The organism is Nocardia asteroides (genome assembly GCF_900637185.1).
In the GTDB taxonomy this organism is placed as follows: domain Bacteria; phylum Actinomycetota; class Actinomycetes; order Mycobacteriales; family Mycobacteriaceae; genus Nocardia; species Nocardia asteroides.
Genome location: NZ_LR134352.1, coordinates 220044 through 235780, shown reverse-complemented (window position 1 = coordinate 235780; position 15737 = coordinate 220044). Strand labels below are relative to the sequence as shown.

Here is a 15737-nt window from a genome sequence, read left to right as displayed (position 1 = left end):
CGGCCACGGCGGTAGCGTTGCGGCACGACAGCAGCGTGCGAGGGGGCACTCAGTGGAATCCGACGGCGTCGCCGAGTTCCTGATCCACCGGCCGCGATTGTTCGCGCTGGCCTACCGGATGTTCGGCGCCGCGAGCGAGGCCGAGGACGCGGTACAGGACACCTACCTGCGCTGGGCCGACGCCGACCGCGCCCAGATCGGCAACCCCGAGGCCTGGCTCACCACCGTGACGGTGAACCTGTGCCGCTCGGCGCTGGTCTCGGCGCGCGCCCGCCGGGAGACCTACGTGGGGCCGTGGCTGCCCGAACCCGTCCCGACCGGCGCGGGCGCGCTGGGCCCGCTGGAGACGGTCGAGGCGCGCGAATCGGTCTCGCTGGCCCTGCTGACCGCGCTGGAACGGCTCAACCCCGTCGAGCGCGCGGTCTTCGTCCTGCGCGAGGCGTTCGGCTACCCGCACGCCGACATCGCGGCCATGCTCGACCTCACCGAGGCCAACTCCCAGCAGATCCTGCATCGCGCGAGCGCGCGGGTCCGCACCGGCAAGCAGCGCTTCACGGTGCCCGCCGCGCATGCCCGCGACCTCATCGACCGGTTCCTGCTCGCCGCCGCGACCGGTGACGTCACCGCCCTGCGCGCGCTGCTCGCCGACGACGTGGTGTCCACGGCCGACGGCGGCGGCAAGGTCACCGCGGCCCGCCGCCCGGTGCACGGCGGCGACCTGGTGGCGCGCTACCTGCTCGGCCTGACCAAGTTCCTCACCCCGGCGAGCTCGTTCTCCGTCGACGAGATCAACGGCGAACCCGCGCTGGTGGTGCGCGCCGACGGGGTGGTCGCGAGCTCGGTCATGCTTTTCGACCTCGACGCCGACGGTCTGGTCGACGCGATCCACATCGTCGTCAACCCCGACAAGCTGGGCTTTCTCGTCGCCACCGAGGCGTGACCCGGATCACTGCGGCGGACTGTCAGGAAATCGGGGGCTGCCGGGTCTGGATGGTGTCGGCATTGTCGAGAGGAGCCACACCATGACCGGGCAGCAGCAGCGAATCGTCGTCCTCGGCGCGGGATACGCGGGTCTCGCCGCGGCCCGCCACCTGGCGGGCAAGGCGCGCGACAGCGCGATCACGGTGATCGATACCCGCGCGGAGTTCGTCGAGCGGGTGCGTCTGCACCAGGTGGCGGCGGGTCAGCGGGTCGGCCGGTGGGACCTGCGGGAACTGCTGGAGCGCAAGGGCGTCGAATTCGTGCGCGCGCGGGTCACCGAGCTGGACCCGGAGATCAAGCGGGTGCGGCTCGACGACGGGCGGACGGTCGGCTACGACACCCTCGTCTACGCCCTCGGCAGCGCCGCCGATCGGACCAGCGTGCCCGGCGTCGCCGAGTACGCGCACTCGGTGGCCACCCCCGAGGACGTGCACGCCCTGCCCGCGGGTCCGGTGGTCGTGGTCGGCGCCGGCTCGACCGGCATCGAGCTGGCCGCGGAACTGGCCGAGTCGCAGCCGGATTCGACCGTGACGCTGCTCGGCTCGGAGGAGCCGGGCGGATGGCTGTCCGCCCGCGCCGCCGAGCACATCCGCGCCACGCTCACCGGGCTCGGCGTCGAGATCCGGTCCGGGGTGAAGGTGGCCGAGGTGCTGCCCGACGGGGTCCGCCTGGTCGACGGCACCGTGGTGCCCGCGGCGGCCGTCGTCTGGACCGCCGGCTTCACCGTGCCCGACCTGGCCCGCCGCGCCGGCCTCGCGGTCGACGAGCGGGGCCGCATCCGCACCGACGAGACCCTGCGCTCGATCTCGCACCCCGACATCTACGCCGCGGGCGATGCCGCGCTGATCGACGGTCCCGGTGACCGCCCGCTCCGGATGGCCTGCGCGACAGCCCTGCCCGCCGGTTCCTACGTCGCCCGGGTGATCGTGACGCGGGCGCGCGGCACCGAACCGAAGCCGATGACCTTCCGCTATCACCTCCAGTGCATCAGCCTGGGCCGCCGCGACGCGGTGATCCAGGTCCTCAATGCCGACGACACCCCGGGAAAGCGGGTCGTGCGTGGACGCACCGGCGCCTGGATCAAAGAGAACATCGTGCGCATCGCGGGCCGCACTGCCGGGCTGCGCTGAGCGGGGCCCGGGCCGGGCCAAGTCCCGCTACCGCTTCGTGAGTCGTTGTGGCCCAGCGTCTTCCGGCCGGTCGCCTGAGCCGGTCGGCGCCACACGGTCGCGCCGGAGCACGGCGGCGAGTCGCCCGATCCACGGGCCGACAGCGATCAGCCCGAGCACCAGCAACCACGGCAACCGCCACCACCAGCGCACGCCGCCGTCGGCGACGCCCGGCTCCCCGACCAGGAGCCGGGCCGTCGACGACCACACCACGAACGCGTCCCCGATCGGCACGGCCCCGAACGCGTACCGCTTGGATCCGGGCAGGTTCACCGGCATGCCGAGCAGTTCCCCTTCGGCGCCGAGCGCGGCGGCCAGTTCCCGGTCGCCGTGTACCCGGGCCGCGCCGAGCCCGACGACGGTGGCGGACAGGCTGATTCCGGCCACCAGCGGCCCCGAATCCACATCGCCCACCCCGTCCGTCCCGTGCGGGAACTCCCGCAGCGCCGGGCCGAATCCGCCGGGGTAGGCGAGGAATCGCTCGCGGTAGTGGCCGTACTGCTCCGCGGCGAAGGCGGTGTCGATCTCGGGCAGGAAGCGCTGGATCACCGCCTGCGAGGTGGCCCGGGCACCGTCGAGCTGGGTGCCGTCCGGGGTGACCTCGTGGGGCAGCAGCCCGGTGGCCGGATCGAGGTGCGCGCGCACCGCGGTGAGCCACCGGTCGGTGACCGCGCCGAAGCGGGCGCCGAGCACCCGGTCGTGCAGACGCAGCGAGGCCACCGCGACGGTGGAGTCCACCGGCCACGCCTGCCCGCGATAGGCCTGCAGGAACGGTGTCGGCGACGCCTCGAACGCCAGCGCGATCTCCGCGCTGAGTTCCGAGAACCGCCGCACCTCGGCGGAATCGGTCGCGTCCAGCGTCAGGATCGCCCCGCGCAGCCAGTTGCTCCAGCCCGCCCAGAAGATGCCGTAGGCGGGCCGCAGGGCCGGGCTGAACACGGCTCGCCCGGTCTCGGACTCCAATCGATCCAGCGCCCACCGGGATTCGCGCAGTGCGCTCGCGCGCAGCCGGGGGTCGCCGTGTGCCGCCTGTACCCACGCGATGCCGTACAGCGCGTTCAGGAAGAAGTGCCCCTCCGGAAACTGGCCCTGCGCCGCGATATCGGCGCCGTCGTCGAGCGCGGACCGGAGGAACGACAGCTGCCGCTCGGTGGACCCCGGCTGCGCGTCGACCCCCGGTTGCGGCCACAGGAACCGGCTCGTCGCCAGCACACAGGCCAATGTCACGGCTATCCCCACGATGCGCAGCGCCCAGCGGCCCCCGCCCCGAAATCTCCCCATGGGGAACATCCTGCCACCGATCGATCGTCAACCAGTGGTTGACGATCGGAAAACGTCAACCTACAGTTGACGCCATGAGCACTCCGAACGTCCGCCTCGACGATCTCATCGACGGCATCAAGAAGGCCCGCCCCGACAACCCCCTCGACCAGCTCTCCGACGCCGTGGTCGTCGCCGGTCACATGAGTGAGGTCGCCGATCACCTGATCGGCCACTTCGTCGACCAGGCCCGCCGCTCCGGCGCCTCCTGGACCGATATCGGCGCCAGCATGGGCGTCACCAAGCAGGCCGCGCAGAAGCGGTTCGTGCCCAAGCAGCCCGGCGACGCCGCGGCCATGGACCCGCAGGCCGGCTTCGCCAAGTTCACCGACCGCGCCCGGCAGGTGGTCGTCGGCTCCCAGGAGGCGGCCCGCACCGCCGGGAACGGCCAGATCTCGCTCGGGCACCTGATCCTCGGCCTGATCGGCCAGCCGGAGGGTCTGGCCGCCCGGGAGATCGTCGCCAGGGGAGTGTCGCTGGACGCGGTGCGCGCGGCCGCGACCGCCGCGCTGCCCGCCGCCGACGGTGACATCCCCGCCCTCATCCCGTTCGACGGCGACACGAAGAAGGTCCTGGAACTGACGTTTCGGGAGGCGCTGCGCCTCGGCCACAACTACATCGGCACCGAACACATCCTGCTGGCGCTGCTCGAGCAGGAGAACGGCACGGGCGTGCTCAGCGACCTCGGTCTGGACAAGGCTGTGGTAGAGGCCGAGCTCGTCGAGCTGCTGAACCAGTTCCTGGCCGCCGCCGAGGACGAGTCCTGAGCGCCGGGTCGCGCCCGGTGCGATCCGCTGTTGCCGGGTGCGACCTTGCACTCTCACTACCCGAGTGCTAAAAATGGCTTTGGCACTCACGTCTGTTGAGTGCCAGGTCGGGACGGTGAGATCGGGTTCCATCGACACCCTCGGTCGTCCGTCGCGGGCACCGCACCTGGCCAGCGTACTTTGGGGCGATCCAACCTGTGGTCGTCTCGTGTGTCAGCCATAGACATGTGGAGGATCTCAACGCAATGGCCAAGACAATTGCGTACGACGAAGAGGCCCGTCGCGGTCTCGAGCGGGGTCTGAACGCCCTCGCCGACGCTGTCAAGGTGACGCTGGGCCCGAAGGGTCGCAACGTCGTGCTCGAGAAGAAGTGGGGCGCCCCCACGATCACCAACGATGGTGTGTCCATCGCCAAGGAGATCGACCTCGAGGACCCGTACGAGAAGATCGGCGCCGAGCTGGTCAAGGAAGTCGCCAAGAAGACCGACGACGTCGCGGGCGACGGCACCACCACCGCCACCGTGCTCGCCCAGGCGCTCGTGCGTGAGGGCCTGCGCAACGTCGCGGCCGGCGCCAACCCGCTGGGCCTGAAGCGCGGCATCGAGAAGGCCGTCGAGGCCGTCACCGCCGCCCTGCTCGACACCGCCAAGGAGGTCGAGACCAAGGAGCAGATCGCCGCTACCGCCGGTATCTCGGCCGGCGACGCGTCCATCGGTGAGCTCATCGCCGAGGCCATGGACAAGGTCGGCAAGGAAGGCGTCATCACCGTCGAGGAGAGCAACACCTTCGGTCTCCAGCTGGAGCTCACCGAGGGCATGCGCTTCGACAAGGGCTACATCTCCGGTTACTTCGTGACCGACCCCGAGCGTCAGGAAGCGGTCCTCGAGGACCCGTACCTGCTGCTGGTGTCGTCGAAGATCTCGACCGTCAAGGACCTGCTGCCGCTGCTGGAGAAGGTCATCCAGGCCGGCAAGCCGCTGCTGATCATCGCCGAGGACGTCGAGGGCGAGGCCCTGTCGACCCTGGTCGTGAACAAGATCCGTGGCACCTTCAAGTCCGTCGCCGTCAAGGCGCCCGGCTTCGGTGACCGCCGCAAGGCGCAGCTCGCCGACATCGCCATCCTCACCGGTGGCGAGGTCATCAGCGAAGAGGTCGGCCTCTCCCTGGAGACCGCCGGTCTGGAGCTGCTGGGCCAGGCGCGCAAGGTCGTCGTCACCAAGGACGAGACCACCATCGTCGAGGGTGCCGGCGACGCCGACGCCATCGCGGGCCGCGTGGCGCAGATCCGCACCGAGATCGAGAACTCGGACTCGGACTACGACCGTGAGAAGCTGCAGGAGCGCCTGGCCAAGCTGGCCGGTGGTGTCGCGGTGATCAAGGCCGGTGCCGCCACCGAGGTCGAGCTCAAGGAGCGCAAGCACCGCATCGAGGACGCCGTCCGCAACGCGAAGGCTGCCGTCGAAGAGGGCATCGTCGCCGGTGGTGGCGTCGCCCTGCTGCAGGCCGCTCCCGCGCTGGACGCGCTGGCCCTGTCGGGTGACGAGGCCACCGGTGCCAACATCGTGCGCGTCGCGCTGTCGGCCCCGCTGAAGCAGATCGCCTTCAACGCCGGCCTCGAGCCCGGCGTCGTCGCGGAGAAGGTCTCGAACCTCCCCGCGGGCGAGGGCCTCAACGCCGACTCCGGCGTGTACGAGAACCTGCTGGCCGCCGGCGTTGCCGACCCGGTCAAGGTCACCCGTTCGGCCCTGCAGAACGCGGCCTCCATCGCGGCCCTGTTCCTCACCACCGAGGCCGTCGTCGCCGACAAGCCGGAGAAGGCCGCCCCCGCGGGCGACCCGACCGGTGGCATGGGCGGCATGGACTTCTGATCCCCTCGGATCAGTAGTACCCGCAAGTCACGAAGGCCGGTCCACCATTCGGTGGGCCGGCCTTCGGCATAGCTTGACCGGATCGGATGGCCGCACCACACTGGGCGTATGACATCTGTAAGACAAGCTGGGGATCCGGCCTCCGGGACCGGCCGTAAGCGGGCGGTCAGGAAGAAGAGCGGCTCCAGCCGCGAGCCTGTGCCCGCGCTCGGCCCCAGCCGTCTGGCGCAGGTGCGGCTACGAGCCGACGAAGTGCTCGCACTCCAGAAGGTGATGCGGACCCTTGATCTCGGCTCGACCTCGGATGCGCTGCGCGAGGGACTGCGGTTGCTCGCCAGGGAAGCCGCGGAGGTCGACGCCGCCGAAGAAATCCGCGCGTTCTACGACGACCGGCACGCTCCGCTGCCGGAGGGCGTCGCCGAACCGACCGACGACGAGCTAGCGGCCGTGGACGAGATGCAGTGGTGAGCGCCGGTACGGCTCTCCGGGGTGAGGTCTGGTCTTGTGCGCTGCCGCAGCCAGTGGGGCCACATCCCGTGGTCGTCCTCACGGTCAACCGGATCGCCGAACCCTTGGCCGCGGTAACGGTGGTACTGATCACCGGGACCTCCGGTCCCGAGGTGACTCATGTTCCGGTCGGTCCTGATTCCGGGTTGACCAAATACGAAGAGTCGTACGTGAATTGCGCAGACCTGCACACCGTGGCCAAGCCGCGCCTGCGGCGAAAGCTCGGGGTCCTTGCGCCAGTCGAACTACGCCGGGTGGAAAGTTCGGTTCGGCTGATCCTCGGCCTCCAACCCTGATCTTCCAGCGAGCTCACCCCACCGGGGTCAATCGCAGCCTCTCGGCGAGTTCGTTGAAGATGTAGAAGTTGGGGATGGTGCCGACGGGGGCGAGGGTGCGCCAGGTGCCCGCGAGTTTGATGCGGAGGTGGCCGCTGCGGGCGTCGATGAGCTGGATGTCTTCCCAGGGGAAGGATTCGGCGTGGAAGGTGAGGGCGTCGAGGGAGAGGCCGAGGTCGCCGAAGGTGACGGTGTCACCGTTGTCGATGGCGGTGACGGCGGCGGGGAGTTGGGTTGTGGTGACGGCGGATTGGATGGCGCGAGCCCATTCGCGGGCGCGGGCGAAGCCTTCCTCGTCGATGCTGGCCGCAGTGCCGGGGGCACTGAGGTCCAGGTAGTAGGACACCAGGTTGGTGTCATGGAACGGGATGGTGTGCTGGCGGACTTCGGTGTTGTCCCAGCGGAATCCGGCCACGCGCTGCCCGGACCGGTAGACGGTGACGCCGTGGTCGAACAGGTCGATGCGGGCGGCGCGGTTCTGCCGGTTGAGGATTCCGCGCCGGAACGCCAGGAGCACGGGAACGGCGGCCAGTGCCAGCAGCGCGACGCCGCCCGGCCAGGCGCCGACGGCCGCGCAGATCACGCCGATGGTGGCGAGGGTGCCCGCGATGATTCCGCAGCCGCGCACGAAGGTGTCGTCGGCGGGGGTGGCGAGGAAGGTGTCACGGTGCGCGCCGAGCTGCTGATACTCCGACATCAGGTGTATCAGCTGGGTCAACGGCACCTTGTGCCGGACCTCGGTCACGTCCTCCGGACTGCTCGGAGTGGTCACTCGTCCCTCCATGAGGCGTTTTCATCCGCGGCGAAGCGTATGCGACGAGGCCGATTACCGCCACTCAATGGTCTGGTAGACCCCGGAAACAGGCTGCTCGACGGTGTGAACCCCGCTGGACGTTCAGCGCGGCGGCTCTAGCAGCCGGGTGAGGACCGCTTCGACCAGTTCGTCGGTGGCGGGCAGGGTCCGCGGCGCGATCCGAGCCAGCTGGTTGAAGCCGTGATAGATGCTGACGGCCACGCTCGCCCGGGTGTGGGCCAGCGGGTCGGGGACGCCGAGCAGCCGCAATTGCGCCGCGACATAGGCGATCCGGCGTTCGGCGACGCGGCTCATGGCGGCGGCGACGGCGGGCTGCTCGATCGAGGCGAGCAGCGCCAGATCTTCCCTGCCGTGCGCGGCGTAGTCGATGACGTGGGTGAACAGCTGCTGCAAACGTTCGGCGGGGCCGGGTAGCTGGTCCAATTCGTCGATGACGTCCTGGGTTCCGTGCTGCTCCCATCGCGCGAGCACGGCGTCGACCAGCGCGGCGCGATCCTTGAAATGCCAGTAGAAGCTGCCCTTGGTGGCGCCGAGCCGTTTCGCCAGCGGTTCCACCGCCACCGCGGCCAGCCCGCCTTCGCCGAGCGCCTCGAGTGCGGCCCGCGCCCAGTCGTCGGCTGTGAGCCGCGGCTTCGCGTTCTCCTCTTGCCGCATTCCCATACGCTATCGTATGGTCGATTCCATACGGGACAGTATGGAGGTCTGACCATGCCGAACGCTTCCTCGGCGCCCCTCGCCGCCGCGGCCATCGCCGCCCCCGACTACACCGACGCCTACTCCGTGGCCGTCCCACCCGGCGCCACCACCGACCCGGCCGCCTGGACCCGGGCGATCTTCGGCCGCACCGCCTTCCCCGAACTGGCGGCCTCCGACACCGAGCACCTCACCGGCCAGACGATGCCGATGCTCGAATTCGTCGCCTCGGTCCGCGTCGTCGACGCCCGCGTCACCCTCACCACGGTGGTGCGCTACCGCAATGCCCTCGGCAGGCTGTACTTCTTCGTCGTCCGCCCGTTCCACCGCCGACTCGTCCCGCGCATGCTGACCCGCGCCGAGCGACGGATGCGCCATGCCGGGTGAGCTGCCGCCGGGACAGCGGCCAGGCCCGCACGAGCCGTTCGGTCTCCCGCAATTCGGTGGAGTGCGGGCGCTTTCCGGTCCGGGGCATCGGGTGTCGGTGGGCGGGATCGCCCGCCATCCGGCCCAGTTCGGCCTCGATGACCTGTTCGGCGCGGGCGAGCGGCGGACGCAAACCGCTGACCTGCATTGCGTCACCACCTGGTCCGCGCTCGGATTGACCTGGGAGGGTGTGCGGTTCGCTGATGTGTACCGCCTGCTGGCCGAGCGTGTCCGCCCGCACCCCGCCGCGCGCTGGGTCCGCTTCACCGGCCTCGACGGCTATGGCGCGACCATGCTGCTCGCCGACGCCCTCGCCGATGACGTGCTGCTGGCGGATCGGCTGTCCGGGCAGGCGCTCACGAACGGCTTCGGCGCGCCGCTGCGTCTCGTCGCGCCGGCGCATTACGGGTACAAGAACGTCAAGCAGGTCTGCGCGATTGATTTCCTGCGCTCCTACGACCCTGGCCAGGCCAGGATCATCTCGCATCCCCGTGGCCGGGTCGATCGCGAGGAGCGGGGCCGGATCCTGCCGGGCCGGTTCTGGCGCGCGGTGTGGCCGGGGCAGATCGCGCGGGTCCGGGCCGTGTTCCGGGCGGAGGTGCGCGGGTGAGCAGCGGACCGTCCGGTCTCGATAGTCTGGAGAGGTGCTGTTTCTGGACGAAGGGCCGCGGAACGGCCCGGTGATCGTGTTCGTGCACGGGATCCCGGGCTCGGTCGACTGGTTCGCCGGGGTCGCCGAACGGCTGACGGGGGAGTACCGGGTGATTCGCGTCGACGTGCACGAGCAGGCGGGGGATTTCACGGCGGCCGCGCGCACCGCGCCGGTGGCCGCGCTGCTCGACGAGCTGGAGCTGGCGCGGGTCACGGTGGTGGGGCATTCGTTCGGTGCGGAGATCGCCCTGGAACTCGGGGCGGTGTCGCCGCGGGTGGCGCGGGTGGTGGTCGTGGGCCAGGCGCCGGATTATCAGCCCGCCGCGATCCCGTCGGCGGCCAGGTGGGTGGTCCGCCCGTGGTCGGTGCGGCTGGTCCAGCGCGTCACGCCGGGCCTGGTGATCCGGCTGGCGAACCGGACGACGTTCGCGCCGCGGTTCCGCTACCAGTCCGCGCCCGGCCTGTCCGACGCGCTGGTCCGCGACTTCCGCGCCGCCATCCCGGCCGGTCTCGCCTACGCGGCCGGCGCGCGCGCCGACGACCTCGCCGCCCGGCCGCTCGACGAGCGGGTGGCCGAGCTGGACCTGCCGGTGCTGGCCGTGCACGGCCGCCACGACACGCTCTACGACAGCACCACCACCCTGGCGCGCTTCGCCGCCGCGGGCGCGCGCACCCATCTCGTCGAGCACGCCGGGCACGCGCCGCAGGTCGAGCAACCCGACGAATTCGTCGCCGTGCTCACCGAATTCATCGGTTCCTGACGGTTCAGAACCCGTCGACGGCGGTCACCACGAACGGTCCCGGCGTCCCGGCCGCGCCCAGCGGTCCACCCTTGTCGAACTGCGACGAAACGATGAGCGCCCGCTCCCCGGCGTGCACCATCGTGGTGGGGACGTTCAGCGCGGGGTCGTGGAAGTCGCGGTCCCTGGTGGCGCCGGTGCCGCCGTCGGTGACCGTCCAGCGGCTGATGGCGTTGTCGGTGTTGTGGACCACCCACAGCGTGTCGTCGCGTAGTTCCAGCCCGTCGCCGTGGCGGACGTCGCCGCCGGTCAGCGTCACCTTCCGGATCGGGTCGGCGCCGGACAGGTCGATCCGGTACAGCTCACCCGCCGACATGGCGACCACGAGCAGATAGCCGCCGGCCCGGTCGGCGACGATGCCGTTCAGCTCGAAGGTCTGCGGATCGCGCGGTCCGAGGACCGGGCCGAGGTCGTAGCCCACGGTCAATTCCCCACGGCCCGTGGCCAGCTGGTCCGGGGCGACCCGGTACACCACATTGCGGACGCTGTCGGTCAGGTAGGCGCTGCCGTCGGCGCCGAAGTCCAGGTCGTTGACGAAGCGCGCGGCCGTCCCCGGCACTTCGAACCGGGCGAGCAGGGCCCGGCTCCCGGTGTCGTACACGGCGACGCCGACCCCGGAATCGATCACCCACAGGCGTCCGGCCTGGTCGACCCGCAGCCCGTTGGCGGTCTTGCGCCCGTCGGCCCCGGCGGGCAGGAACACCTCGGCCTCGCCGGCGCCCACGGCGGCCCGGTACACCGAGCCGTCGGCGAAGGACCCGACGAAGGTGTCCCCGGTGCGCGCGTCGAGGGCGATGCCCTCCGGGTACACGGCGGCGCCGGGGAGCCCGTAGGCGGTGCTCAGCGTGGGCGCCTGCGCATCGGTGCCGCACGCCGTGACGCTCAGGCAGGCAACGGCCAGCGCGAGCAATCCACTGGTCCTGATCATGATGAAGCCTCTCAGTGAGGTAAAGCCAGACATCAAACGATGAGCAGAAATGTAAATTAGAGTTCTAATGATCGTCAAGGCTGTTACGTGATGACGGGCGGATACCATGCGTGCATGACGTCCATGCCCGCCGCCGAGAGGCTCGGCACGTATATCAAGCGCGCCGAACAGGCCCTGATCGCGACGAAGAACGCCGCGCTGAAGCCGGCCGGGCTGACGGTTCCGCAGTACAGCGCCCTGCTGCACCTCTCGGAGAACCCCGGGATCTCCGCGGCCGCGCTGGCCCGGCTGGCCGGGGTGACCCCACCGACCATGAACACCGTCCTGAGCAACCTCCAGGACCGCGGCCTGATCGAGCGCACGCCGCACGAGTGGCACCGCAACGTGCTCGAGACCCGGCTCACCGAGGCGGGCCGGGAGGTCACCGAGGCGGCCGACGTCCGCGCGATCGCGGTGGAACGTGAGCTCGCCGCCCGCTTCACCGCGGACGAACTCGCGGCGGTGACCGCGCTGCTCACCCGCGCCGCCGAGGCGCTCGACGAGATCCGGCAGGACCTGGCCTGACCGGCCCCGAAACGCCGAGAGCCCGCCGGATCATCCGGCGGGCTCTCTGGTCGACGCGGGTCAGCGCTCTGCGGCGGCCTTCACTTTGCTCAGGGTCTCCCGCATACCCGCGACCAGGTCGGCCTCGAACTTCTGCTCGCCGCCCATCGCGACCTTGATGGTCCCGCGCAGCCAGCCGGGCAGGCCCTTGGCGTCGACGGTGCGGGTCTCCACGACCCGGGTGCCGGTGGCGGTCGGCTGCAGGTCGTAGCGCCACACCGTGCGGTTCTCGTTCATCCGGAACGCGAAGCTCTTGTTCGGCTCGAAGCTGACGATGCGCGAGGTGGTCGGGTAGATCTTCCAGCCGACCTTGTTGACGTTGACGGTGAACGCGCCGTCGCGGACGCCGCCCAGGGCGATCATCTTCAGCGTCGTCGGGCTCAGCTCCGAGACGCGGCTCAGGTCGGACACGATCGACCACACCTTCTCCGGCGCTGCGGCGATGTCGATGCTGGCTTCGAGATTGTTCGGCAACGGTGCCTCCGGGATGCGTGTGACGTTCTGTCACGCACAGCATAGGCATCCGCGACCAGGGCATCCTCCACCTGTGGTCGGATTTTTCGCAACCTGGTCGCAATACTGTTCAAAAGATTTGCCGCCGAATAACTTTCGATGCACGGTCACGAGTTCCAGCTTTGAGCCCCGGCTTGCTGGGCGGCAACCCTCCATCGACGGCGGGGTGCTCCGGGTGACGACCGGATGGCGGGGGGAGTCTCCACCGCCATAAGCGTCCTTTCGGAGGGTTCACCATGTCTGTAGTTCAGCTCGACTCCATCACCCGTGCCCCGGAAACGGTGGCGACCACGTTCGTCGTGGTGGCCGACCGTTTCCTCGGTATCTCCGCGGACGACCGGGTGCACACCGTGTCGGGCCTCGTCGCCCTCCTGCGCAGCGGCCGCTTCGCGGGCCGGGAGCTGACCGTGCACCTCGGGCAGGGCATCACCCGCCACGACCTCGACTATGTCGAGCACGTCGCGCACACCGCGACGGTCCCGGTGCGGGTGATCGGCGAGATCGCCGAGCCCGCGCGCAGGCACCACGTGCACAAGTACCAGCACTCCAATGTGCTGCTGGCCGGGCTCACCAGGGAACAGGAGAACATCTTCCACGCCGACCTGCGCCTGGACAGCGACAACGAACTGCTGCTCGACCACCAGACCGGCGAGCACGTGCAGGGCATCGTGGTGATCGAGGCGGTGCGCCAGCTGTTCCTGGCGGCGTTCGAACTCGAGTACGGCGTGCGCAGCCCGCAGGAGCACTTCTACATCGTGTGGAACACCGTCGACCTGCGGTTCACCTCGTTCCTGTTCCCGCTGCCCGCGACCCTGCACGCCCGGCTGACACCGGTGTCGGTGGACGATCCGGGCAAGCTGCAGTTCGTCATCGAGACCGAGGTGCGCCAGTTCGACAAGCCCGTGGCCACCTCGCGGATCGAGTTCAGCGCGCTGCCCAACGAGCGCATCGCCGGGATCGAACGCGCCAAGGCGGCCAAGGCGGTCACCGCGTATCTGGCGGCACGGGCATGAGCGCGGCGTTCTTCGACGTCGACGAGACGCTGATCACCGTCAAGAGCATGTTCGCGTTCCTGCGGCACTGGCTCGCCGAGCACGGCGACGACGGCACCGAGTACGCGCGCGTCACCGACGAGATCAAGGAACGCGCGGCGGCGGGCGTGCCGCGCGAGGAGATCAATCGGCACTACTACCGCGTCTATCAGGGGGTGCGCCACACCGAACTGGTGGAGTCGGGGCAGCGCTGGTTCGACGCGTTCGCCGCCGGCGGGGCGGCCTTCTACCTCGACACGCTGGACGCGCTGCGGGCGCACCGGGCTTCGGGGGTGCGCACGGTCCTGCTGTCGGGGTCGTTCGCGCCCGCGATCGCGCCGGTGGCCGCGGCGGTCGGCGCGGATCATGTCATCGCCACCGAACCGGTGCTCGACGCGAACGGCGTGCTCACCGGCGAGGTGCGCAGGCCCATGATCGGCGACGCGAAAGGCGAAGCGGTGGTGGCCTTTCTGCGCGAGCACGGCATCAGCCCCGACAACACCTGGGGCTACGGCGACCACGGCACCGACCTGCCGTTCCTGTGGATCGTCGCGCATCCGTTCCATCGCGGGGACGACCCGCACCTGGTCGCCGCCGCCACCCCTGCCTGGCGCAGGCTCGGCGACCGGATCGGTTCCGCCGACGGCACCGAGCTGTCCGACGATCGAAAGGTGGTGTCCGCGTGGTGAAGCGGCGCTACGACCTCACCCCCACCACACAGGGTCCGCTGTATCCGCCCAGCGAGATCGTGGACGCCGACGGCAATTTCCTGGTCGTCGGTTTCCTCAACGAAACCGGGCCCGACGGTACGGTGACGCGACGCTGGGGACGTGCCGTCGTCGCGGCGGACACTCCGTTGCCACCGTTCGGCGAGAATCTGCCGTACACGGTGATTCGCGAACTACCCGAAGAGCTTTCGGACGAGGACGCGAACATCGTGCTGCACACGCTGCCGCTCCCGCTGCCCGCCCACAACTATCCGATGGTGTTCGCCCCGGATCAGCTGCCGAACGCCGCCGAGGTGGTCCGCCCGAGCTACGCCTTCCACGAGGTGCCGATCCCGGATCTGCGCCCCGAGGACGGCCGCAAACTCACCGCGCCGGTCACCCTCGGTCAGTGGCTCCAGGCCCGCGGCACGGTCGAGGTCTCGGTCACCGACGATGAACGCCACGGCGAATTCCACTTCGAATTCAGCGGATTGATTCCCGACTCCCTCTACACCGTCATGTCCCTGCGCTCGGGCGACCTGAACCCCACGTCCCCCACCCGCCCCGGCCCCCTCGGCGTCCCCAACGTCTTCATCACCGCCCCCGACGGCACCGCCACCTACCGGGCCACCCTCCCCAACCCCTTCCCCGACCCCACCCTCCCCGACGCCAACCGCATCATCAGCGTGGTCGTCCTCTGGCAGAGCTACCAGCAGAACTACGGCGGCGCCATCGGCCACTTCGGCCTCGGCGCCGACATCCACGCCCAACTCAAACTCCCCACCCCCACCTTCGACGATCTCCACACCCACGCATAGTCGTCGGCCGGGCTCGAGATGGTCAGTCTCCGTCGAGCCCGGCCGCCGGCTGCTGAATCAGGCTACGTTCCAGGTCCGATCGCCAAGCCGCACGACCACATCGACCGATCCGCCGAGTGCGGTCACATACGCCCGAATCGCGTCTATCCCCGAGATCTCGCCTCGCTCGATCTTCGACACCCGTGCCTGTGTGACTCCGAGGGCTTCGGCGAGCGCCACCTGGGTCATTCCCATGGCTTTGCGAATTTCCGCGAGCTGATGTCCGCGCAGGTACGACTCGTGGCGCTCGTCCGCGCGAAGCGCGCCTGCCGTCTGCTCCGCTTCCGACCTCGGATCCTGCTGCCGGGCCCTGGCTTTGACGTCGGTCCACTTGCTGAATTCGGTGCTCATGACTGCTCCTTCAACGCTTCCAGGTGCTCGGTGAAGCGTTTGTCGGCCAGCGGTATCGCCTCGCTGTACCAACCCTGCCAGAAATTGGATTTGTCCCCGGCCACCAGCATCGCAGCGGCACGGGCGGGGTCGAAGGCGAACAGTATCCGGACCTCGGTCGTGCCGGTCGAGGCCGGCCGTAACTCCTTCATATTGTGATATCGGCTGCCTTTGATGCGGTCGACCAGCGGTCGGCCCAGGCTCGGTCCTTCCGATGCGAGGTGATCGATTGCCCGCTCGATCAGGTCACCCGTCTCGGGGTCCGTGCCGCAGATTGCCAAGAACCATGACTCCACCTCCGGATGCAGGACAATCTCCCAGGTCACCTGGCTCAGTATAACCAAATTGTCATATTGCTGCACCTGCCCTGCGCTGTG

20 protein-coding genes and 1 riboswitch are annotated in these 15737 nt (G+C 69.8%); of the genes, 13 read left to right on the top strand and 7 right to left on the bottom strand.

Features of this window, described 5'->3' with window-relative positions:
- Positions 1 to 52: 52 nt before the first annotated feature.
- Both EL493_RS01235 and EL493_RS01230 read left to right on the top strand, forming a co-directional pair.
- Complete coding sequence (locus EL493_RS01235; protein ID WP_019049618.1) at positions 53 to 940, top strand: RNA polymerase sigma-70 factor; 888 nt, start codon at positions 53 to 55, stop codon at positions 938 to 940.
- An 82-nt stretch (positions 941 to 1022) separates the two neighbouring features.
- The gene (locus tag EL493_RS01230) at positions 1023 to 2111 is read left to right on the top strand and encodes an NAD(P)/FAD-dependent oxidoreductase (protein ID WP_019049617.1); all 1089 of its coding nucleotides are present in this window, start codon (positions 1023 to 1025) and stop codon (positions 2109 to 2111) included.
- 27 nt (positions 2112 to 2138) lie between these two features.
- Here EL493_RS01230 and EL493_RS01225 read toward each other — a convergent pair whose 3' ends face one another.
- Positions 2139 to 3431, bottom strand: coding sequence for a hypothetical protein (locus EL493_RS01225; RefSeq protein WP_022566132.1), 1293 nt, complete (start codon positions 3429 to 3431; stop codon positions 2139 to 2141).
- 74 nt (positions 3432 to 3505) lie between these two features.
- Here EL493_RS01225 and EL493_RS01220 point away from each other — a divergent pair, with 74 nt between their 5' ends.
- From EL493_RS01220 to EL493_RS01200, 4 genes are all read left to right on the top strand, one after another.
- A complete protein-coding gene (locus EL493_RS01220) occupies positions 3506 to 4237 on the top strand; it encodes a Clp protease N-terminal domain-containing protein (RefSeq protein WP_019049615.1) in 732 nt (243 codons plus the stop codon).
- A gap of 245 nt (positions 4238 to 4482) precedes the next feature.
- Positions 4483 to 6105, top strand: coding sequence for a chaperonin GroEL (gene groL, locus EL493_RS01210; protein ID WP_022566133.1), 1623 nt, complete (start codon positions 4483 to 4485; stop codon positions 6103 to 6105).
- Positions 6106 to 6213: 108 nt separating this feature from the next.
- Positions 6214 to 6573, top strand: coding sequence for a hypothetical protein (locus EL493_RS32650; RefSeq protein WP_022566134.1), 360 nt, complete (start codon positions 6214 to 6216; stop codon positions 6571 to 6573).
- A gap of 68 nt (positions 6574 to 6641) precedes the next feature.
- Entirely contained in the window at positions 6642 to 6908 is a 267-nt protein-coding gene (locus EL493_RS01200; protein ID WP_232017268.1) for a type II toxin-antitoxin system PemK/MazF family toxin, read from the top strand.
- A gap of 13 nt (positions 6909 to 6921) precedes the next feature.
- Here EL493_RS01200 and EL493_RS01195 read toward each other — a convergent pair whose 3' ends face one another.
- Positions 6922 to 7719, bottom strand: a complete 798-nt coding sequence (locus EL493_RS01195; RefSeq protein ID WP_126405508.1) for a DUF6585 family protein — start codon at positions 7717 to 7719, stop codon at positions 6922 to 6924.
- A 123-nt stretch (positions 7720 to 7842) separates the two neighbouring features.
- The gene (locus EL493_RS01190) at positions 7843 to 8415 is read right to left on the bottom strand and encodes a TetR/AcrR family transcriptional regulator (RefSeq protein WP_019049611.1); all 573 of its coding nucleotides are present in this window, start codon (positions 8413 to 8415) and stop codon (positions 7843 to 7845) included.
- 54 nt (positions 8416 to 8469) lie between these two features.
- On the opposite strand from EL493_RS01190, the gene EL493_RS01185 reads away from it, so the two are divergent.
- The 3 genes from EL493_RS01185 (at position 8470) to EL493_RS01175 (ending at position 10292) form a co-directional block, all read left to right on the top strand.
- Positions 8470 to 8841 carry a DUF2867 domain-containing protein gene (locus tag EL493_RS01185; RefSeq protein WP_019049610.1) on the top strand — a complete coding sequence of 124 codons (372 nt, stop codon included), beginning with the start codon at positions 8470 to 8472 and terminating at the stop codon, positions 8839 to 8841.
- Positions 8842 to 8938: 97 nt separating this feature from the next.
- Positions 8939 to 9490, top strand: a complete 552-nt coding sequence (locus EL493_RS01180) for a molybdopterin-dependent oxidoreductase (RefSeq protein WP_197724361.1) — start codon at positions 8939 to 8941, stop codon at positions 9488 to 9490.
- A 34-nt stretch (positions 9491 to 9524) separates the two neighbouring features.
- Positions 9525 to 10292: an alpha/beta fold hydrolase gene (locus EL493_RS01175; RefSeq protein WP_019049608.1), complete on the top strand. Its 768-nt coding sequence runs from the start codon at positions 9525 to 9527 to the stop codon at positions 10290 to 10292.
- Between the two features lie 4 nt (positions 10293 to 10296).
- Here EL493_RS01175 and EL493_RS01170 read toward each other — a convergent pair whose 3' ends face one another.
- Positions 10297 to 11259 carry an SMP-30/gluconolactonase/LRE family protein gene (locus tag EL493_RS01170; RefSeq protein ID WP_019049607.1) on the bottom strand — a complete coding sequence of 321 codons (963 nt, stop codon included), beginning with the start codon at positions 11257 to 11259 and terminating at the stop codon, positions 10297 to 10299.
- 114 nt (positions 11260 to 11373) lie between these two features.
- On the opposite strand from EL493_RS01170, the gene EL493_RS01165 reads away from it, so the two are divergent.
- On the top strand, positions 11374 to 11823 hold the full coding sequence (locus EL493_RS01165; RefSeq protein ID WP_022566140.1) for a MarR family winged helix-turn-helix transcriptional regulator: 450 nt from the start codon (positions 11374 to 11376) through the stop codon (positions 11821 to 11823).
- A gap of 60 nt (positions 11824 to 11883) precedes the next feature.
- On the opposite strand, the gene EL493_RS01160 is transcribed toward EL493_RS01165, so the two are convergent.
- Positions 11884 to 12336, bottom strand: a complete 453-nt coding sequence (locus tag EL493_RS01160; RefSeq protein WP_019049605.1) for an SRPBCC family protein — start codon at positions 12334 to 12336, stop codon at positions 11884 to 11886.
- A gap of 144 nt (positions 12337 to 12480) precedes the next feature.
- A riboswitch (SAM riboswitch) is annotated at positions 12481 to 12598 on the top strand.
- A 13-nt stretch (positions 12599 to 12611) separates the two neighbouring features.
- Between EL493_RS01160 and EL493_RS01155 the strand changes: the two genes are divergently transcribed.
- Genes EL493_RS01155 through EL493_RS01145 form a run of 3 tightly spaced genes read left to right on the top strand, consistent with a single transcriptional unit; the run spans position 12612 to position 14931 of the window.
- Positions 12612 to 13388, top strand: coding sequence for an AfsA-related hotdog domain-containing protein (locus EL493_RS01155; protein WP_022566141.1), 777 nt, complete (start codon positions 12612 to 12614; stop codon positions 13386 to 13388).
- Positions 13385 to 14095 (top strand): HAD family hydrolase, encoded by a 711-nt coding sequence (locus EL493_RS01150; RefSeq protein WP_019049603.1) that lies wholly within the window; start codon positions 13385 to 13387, stop codon positions 14093 to 14095. The genes EL493_RS01155 and EL493_RS01150 overlap by 4 nt, the downstream gene beginning before the upstream one ends.
- Complete coding sequence (locus EL493_RS01145) at positions 14089 to 14931, top strand: hypothetical protein (protein WP_019049602.1); 843 nt, start codon at positions 14089 to 14091, stop codon at positions 14929 to 14931. Before EL493_RS01150 ends, EL493_RS01145 begins: the two co-directional genes overlap by 7 nt.
- 57 nt (positions 14932 to 14988) lie before the next feature.
- Here EL493_RS01145 and EL493_RS01140 read toward each other — a convergent pair whose 3' ends face one another.
- Together EL493_RS01140 and EL493_RS01135 are read right to left on the bottom strand one after the other, a co-directional pair.
- Positions 14989 to 15321, bottom strand: coding sequence for a helix-turn-helix domain-containing protein (locus tag EL493_RS01140; RefSeq protein WP_019049601.1), 333 nt, complete (start codon positions 15319 to 15321; stop codon positions 14989 to 14991).
- The gene (locus EL493_RS01135; protein ID WP_036835380.1) at positions 15318 to 15686 is read right to left on the bottom strand and encodes a type II toxin-antitoxin system RelE/ParE family toxin; all 369 of its coding nucleotides are present in this window, start codon (positions 15684 to 15686) and stop codon (positions 15318 to 15320) included. Before EL493_RS01135 ends, EL493_RS01140 begins: the two co-directional genes overlap by 4 nt.
- Between the last annotated feature and the right edge of the window lie 51 nt (positions 15687 to 15737).

What these genes read in the sequence shown, in the direction of transcription:
- EL493_RS01230 (WP_019049617.1), top strand. Translation starts at nt 1,023, where the DNA reads ATGACCGGGCAGCAGCAGCGAATCGTCGTCCTCGGCGCGGGATACGCG.
- EL493_RS01225 (WP_022566132.1), bottom strand. Translation starts at nt 3,431, where the DNA reads ATGGGGAGATTTCGGGGCGGGGGCCGCTGGGCGCTGCGCATCGTGGGG.
- EL493_RS01220 (WP_019049615.1), top strand. Translation starts at nt 3,506, where the DNA reads ATGAGCACTCCGAACGTCCGCCTCGACGATCTCATCGACGGCATCAAG.
- groL (WP_022566133.1), top strand. Translation starts at nt 4,483, where the DNA reads ATGGCCAAGACAATTGCGTACGACGAAGAGGCCCGTCGCGGTCTCGAG.
- EL493_RS32650 (WP_022566134.1), top strand. Translation starts at nt 6,214, where the DNA reads ATGACATCTGTAAGACAAGCTGGGGATCCGGCCTCCGGGACCGGCCGT.
- EL493_RS01190 (WP_019049611.1), bottom strand. Translation starts at nt 8,415, where the DNA reads ATGCGGCAAGAGGAGAACGCGAAGCCGCGGCTCACAGCCGACGACTGG.
- EL493_RS01185 (WP_019049610.1), top strand. Translation starts at nt 8,470, where the DNA reads ATGCCGAACGCTTCCTCGGCGCCCCTCGCCGCCGCGGCCATCGCCGCC.
- EL493_RS01170 (WP_019049607.1), bottom strand. Translation starts at nt 11,259, where the DNA reads ATGATCAGGACCAGTGGATTGCTCGCGCTGGCCGTTGCCTGCCTGAGC.
- EL493_RS01165 (WP_022566140.1), top strand. Translation starts at nt 11,374, where the DNA reads ATGACGTCCATGCCCGCCGCCGAGAGGCTCGGCACGTATATCAAGCGC.
- EL493_RS01155 (WP_022566141.1), top strand. Translation starts at nt 12,612, where the DNA reads ATGTCTGTAGTTCAGCTCGACTCCATCACCCGTGCCCCGGAAACGGTG.
- EL493_RS01150 (WP_019049603.1), top strand. Translation starts at nt 13,385, where the DNA reads ATGAGCGCGGCGTTCTTCGACGTCGACGAGACGCTGATCACCGTCAAG.
- EL493_RS01140 (WP_019049601.1), bottom strand. Translation starts at nt 15,321, where the DNA reads ATGAGCACCGAATTCAGCAAGTGGACCGACGTCAAAGCCAGGGCCCGG.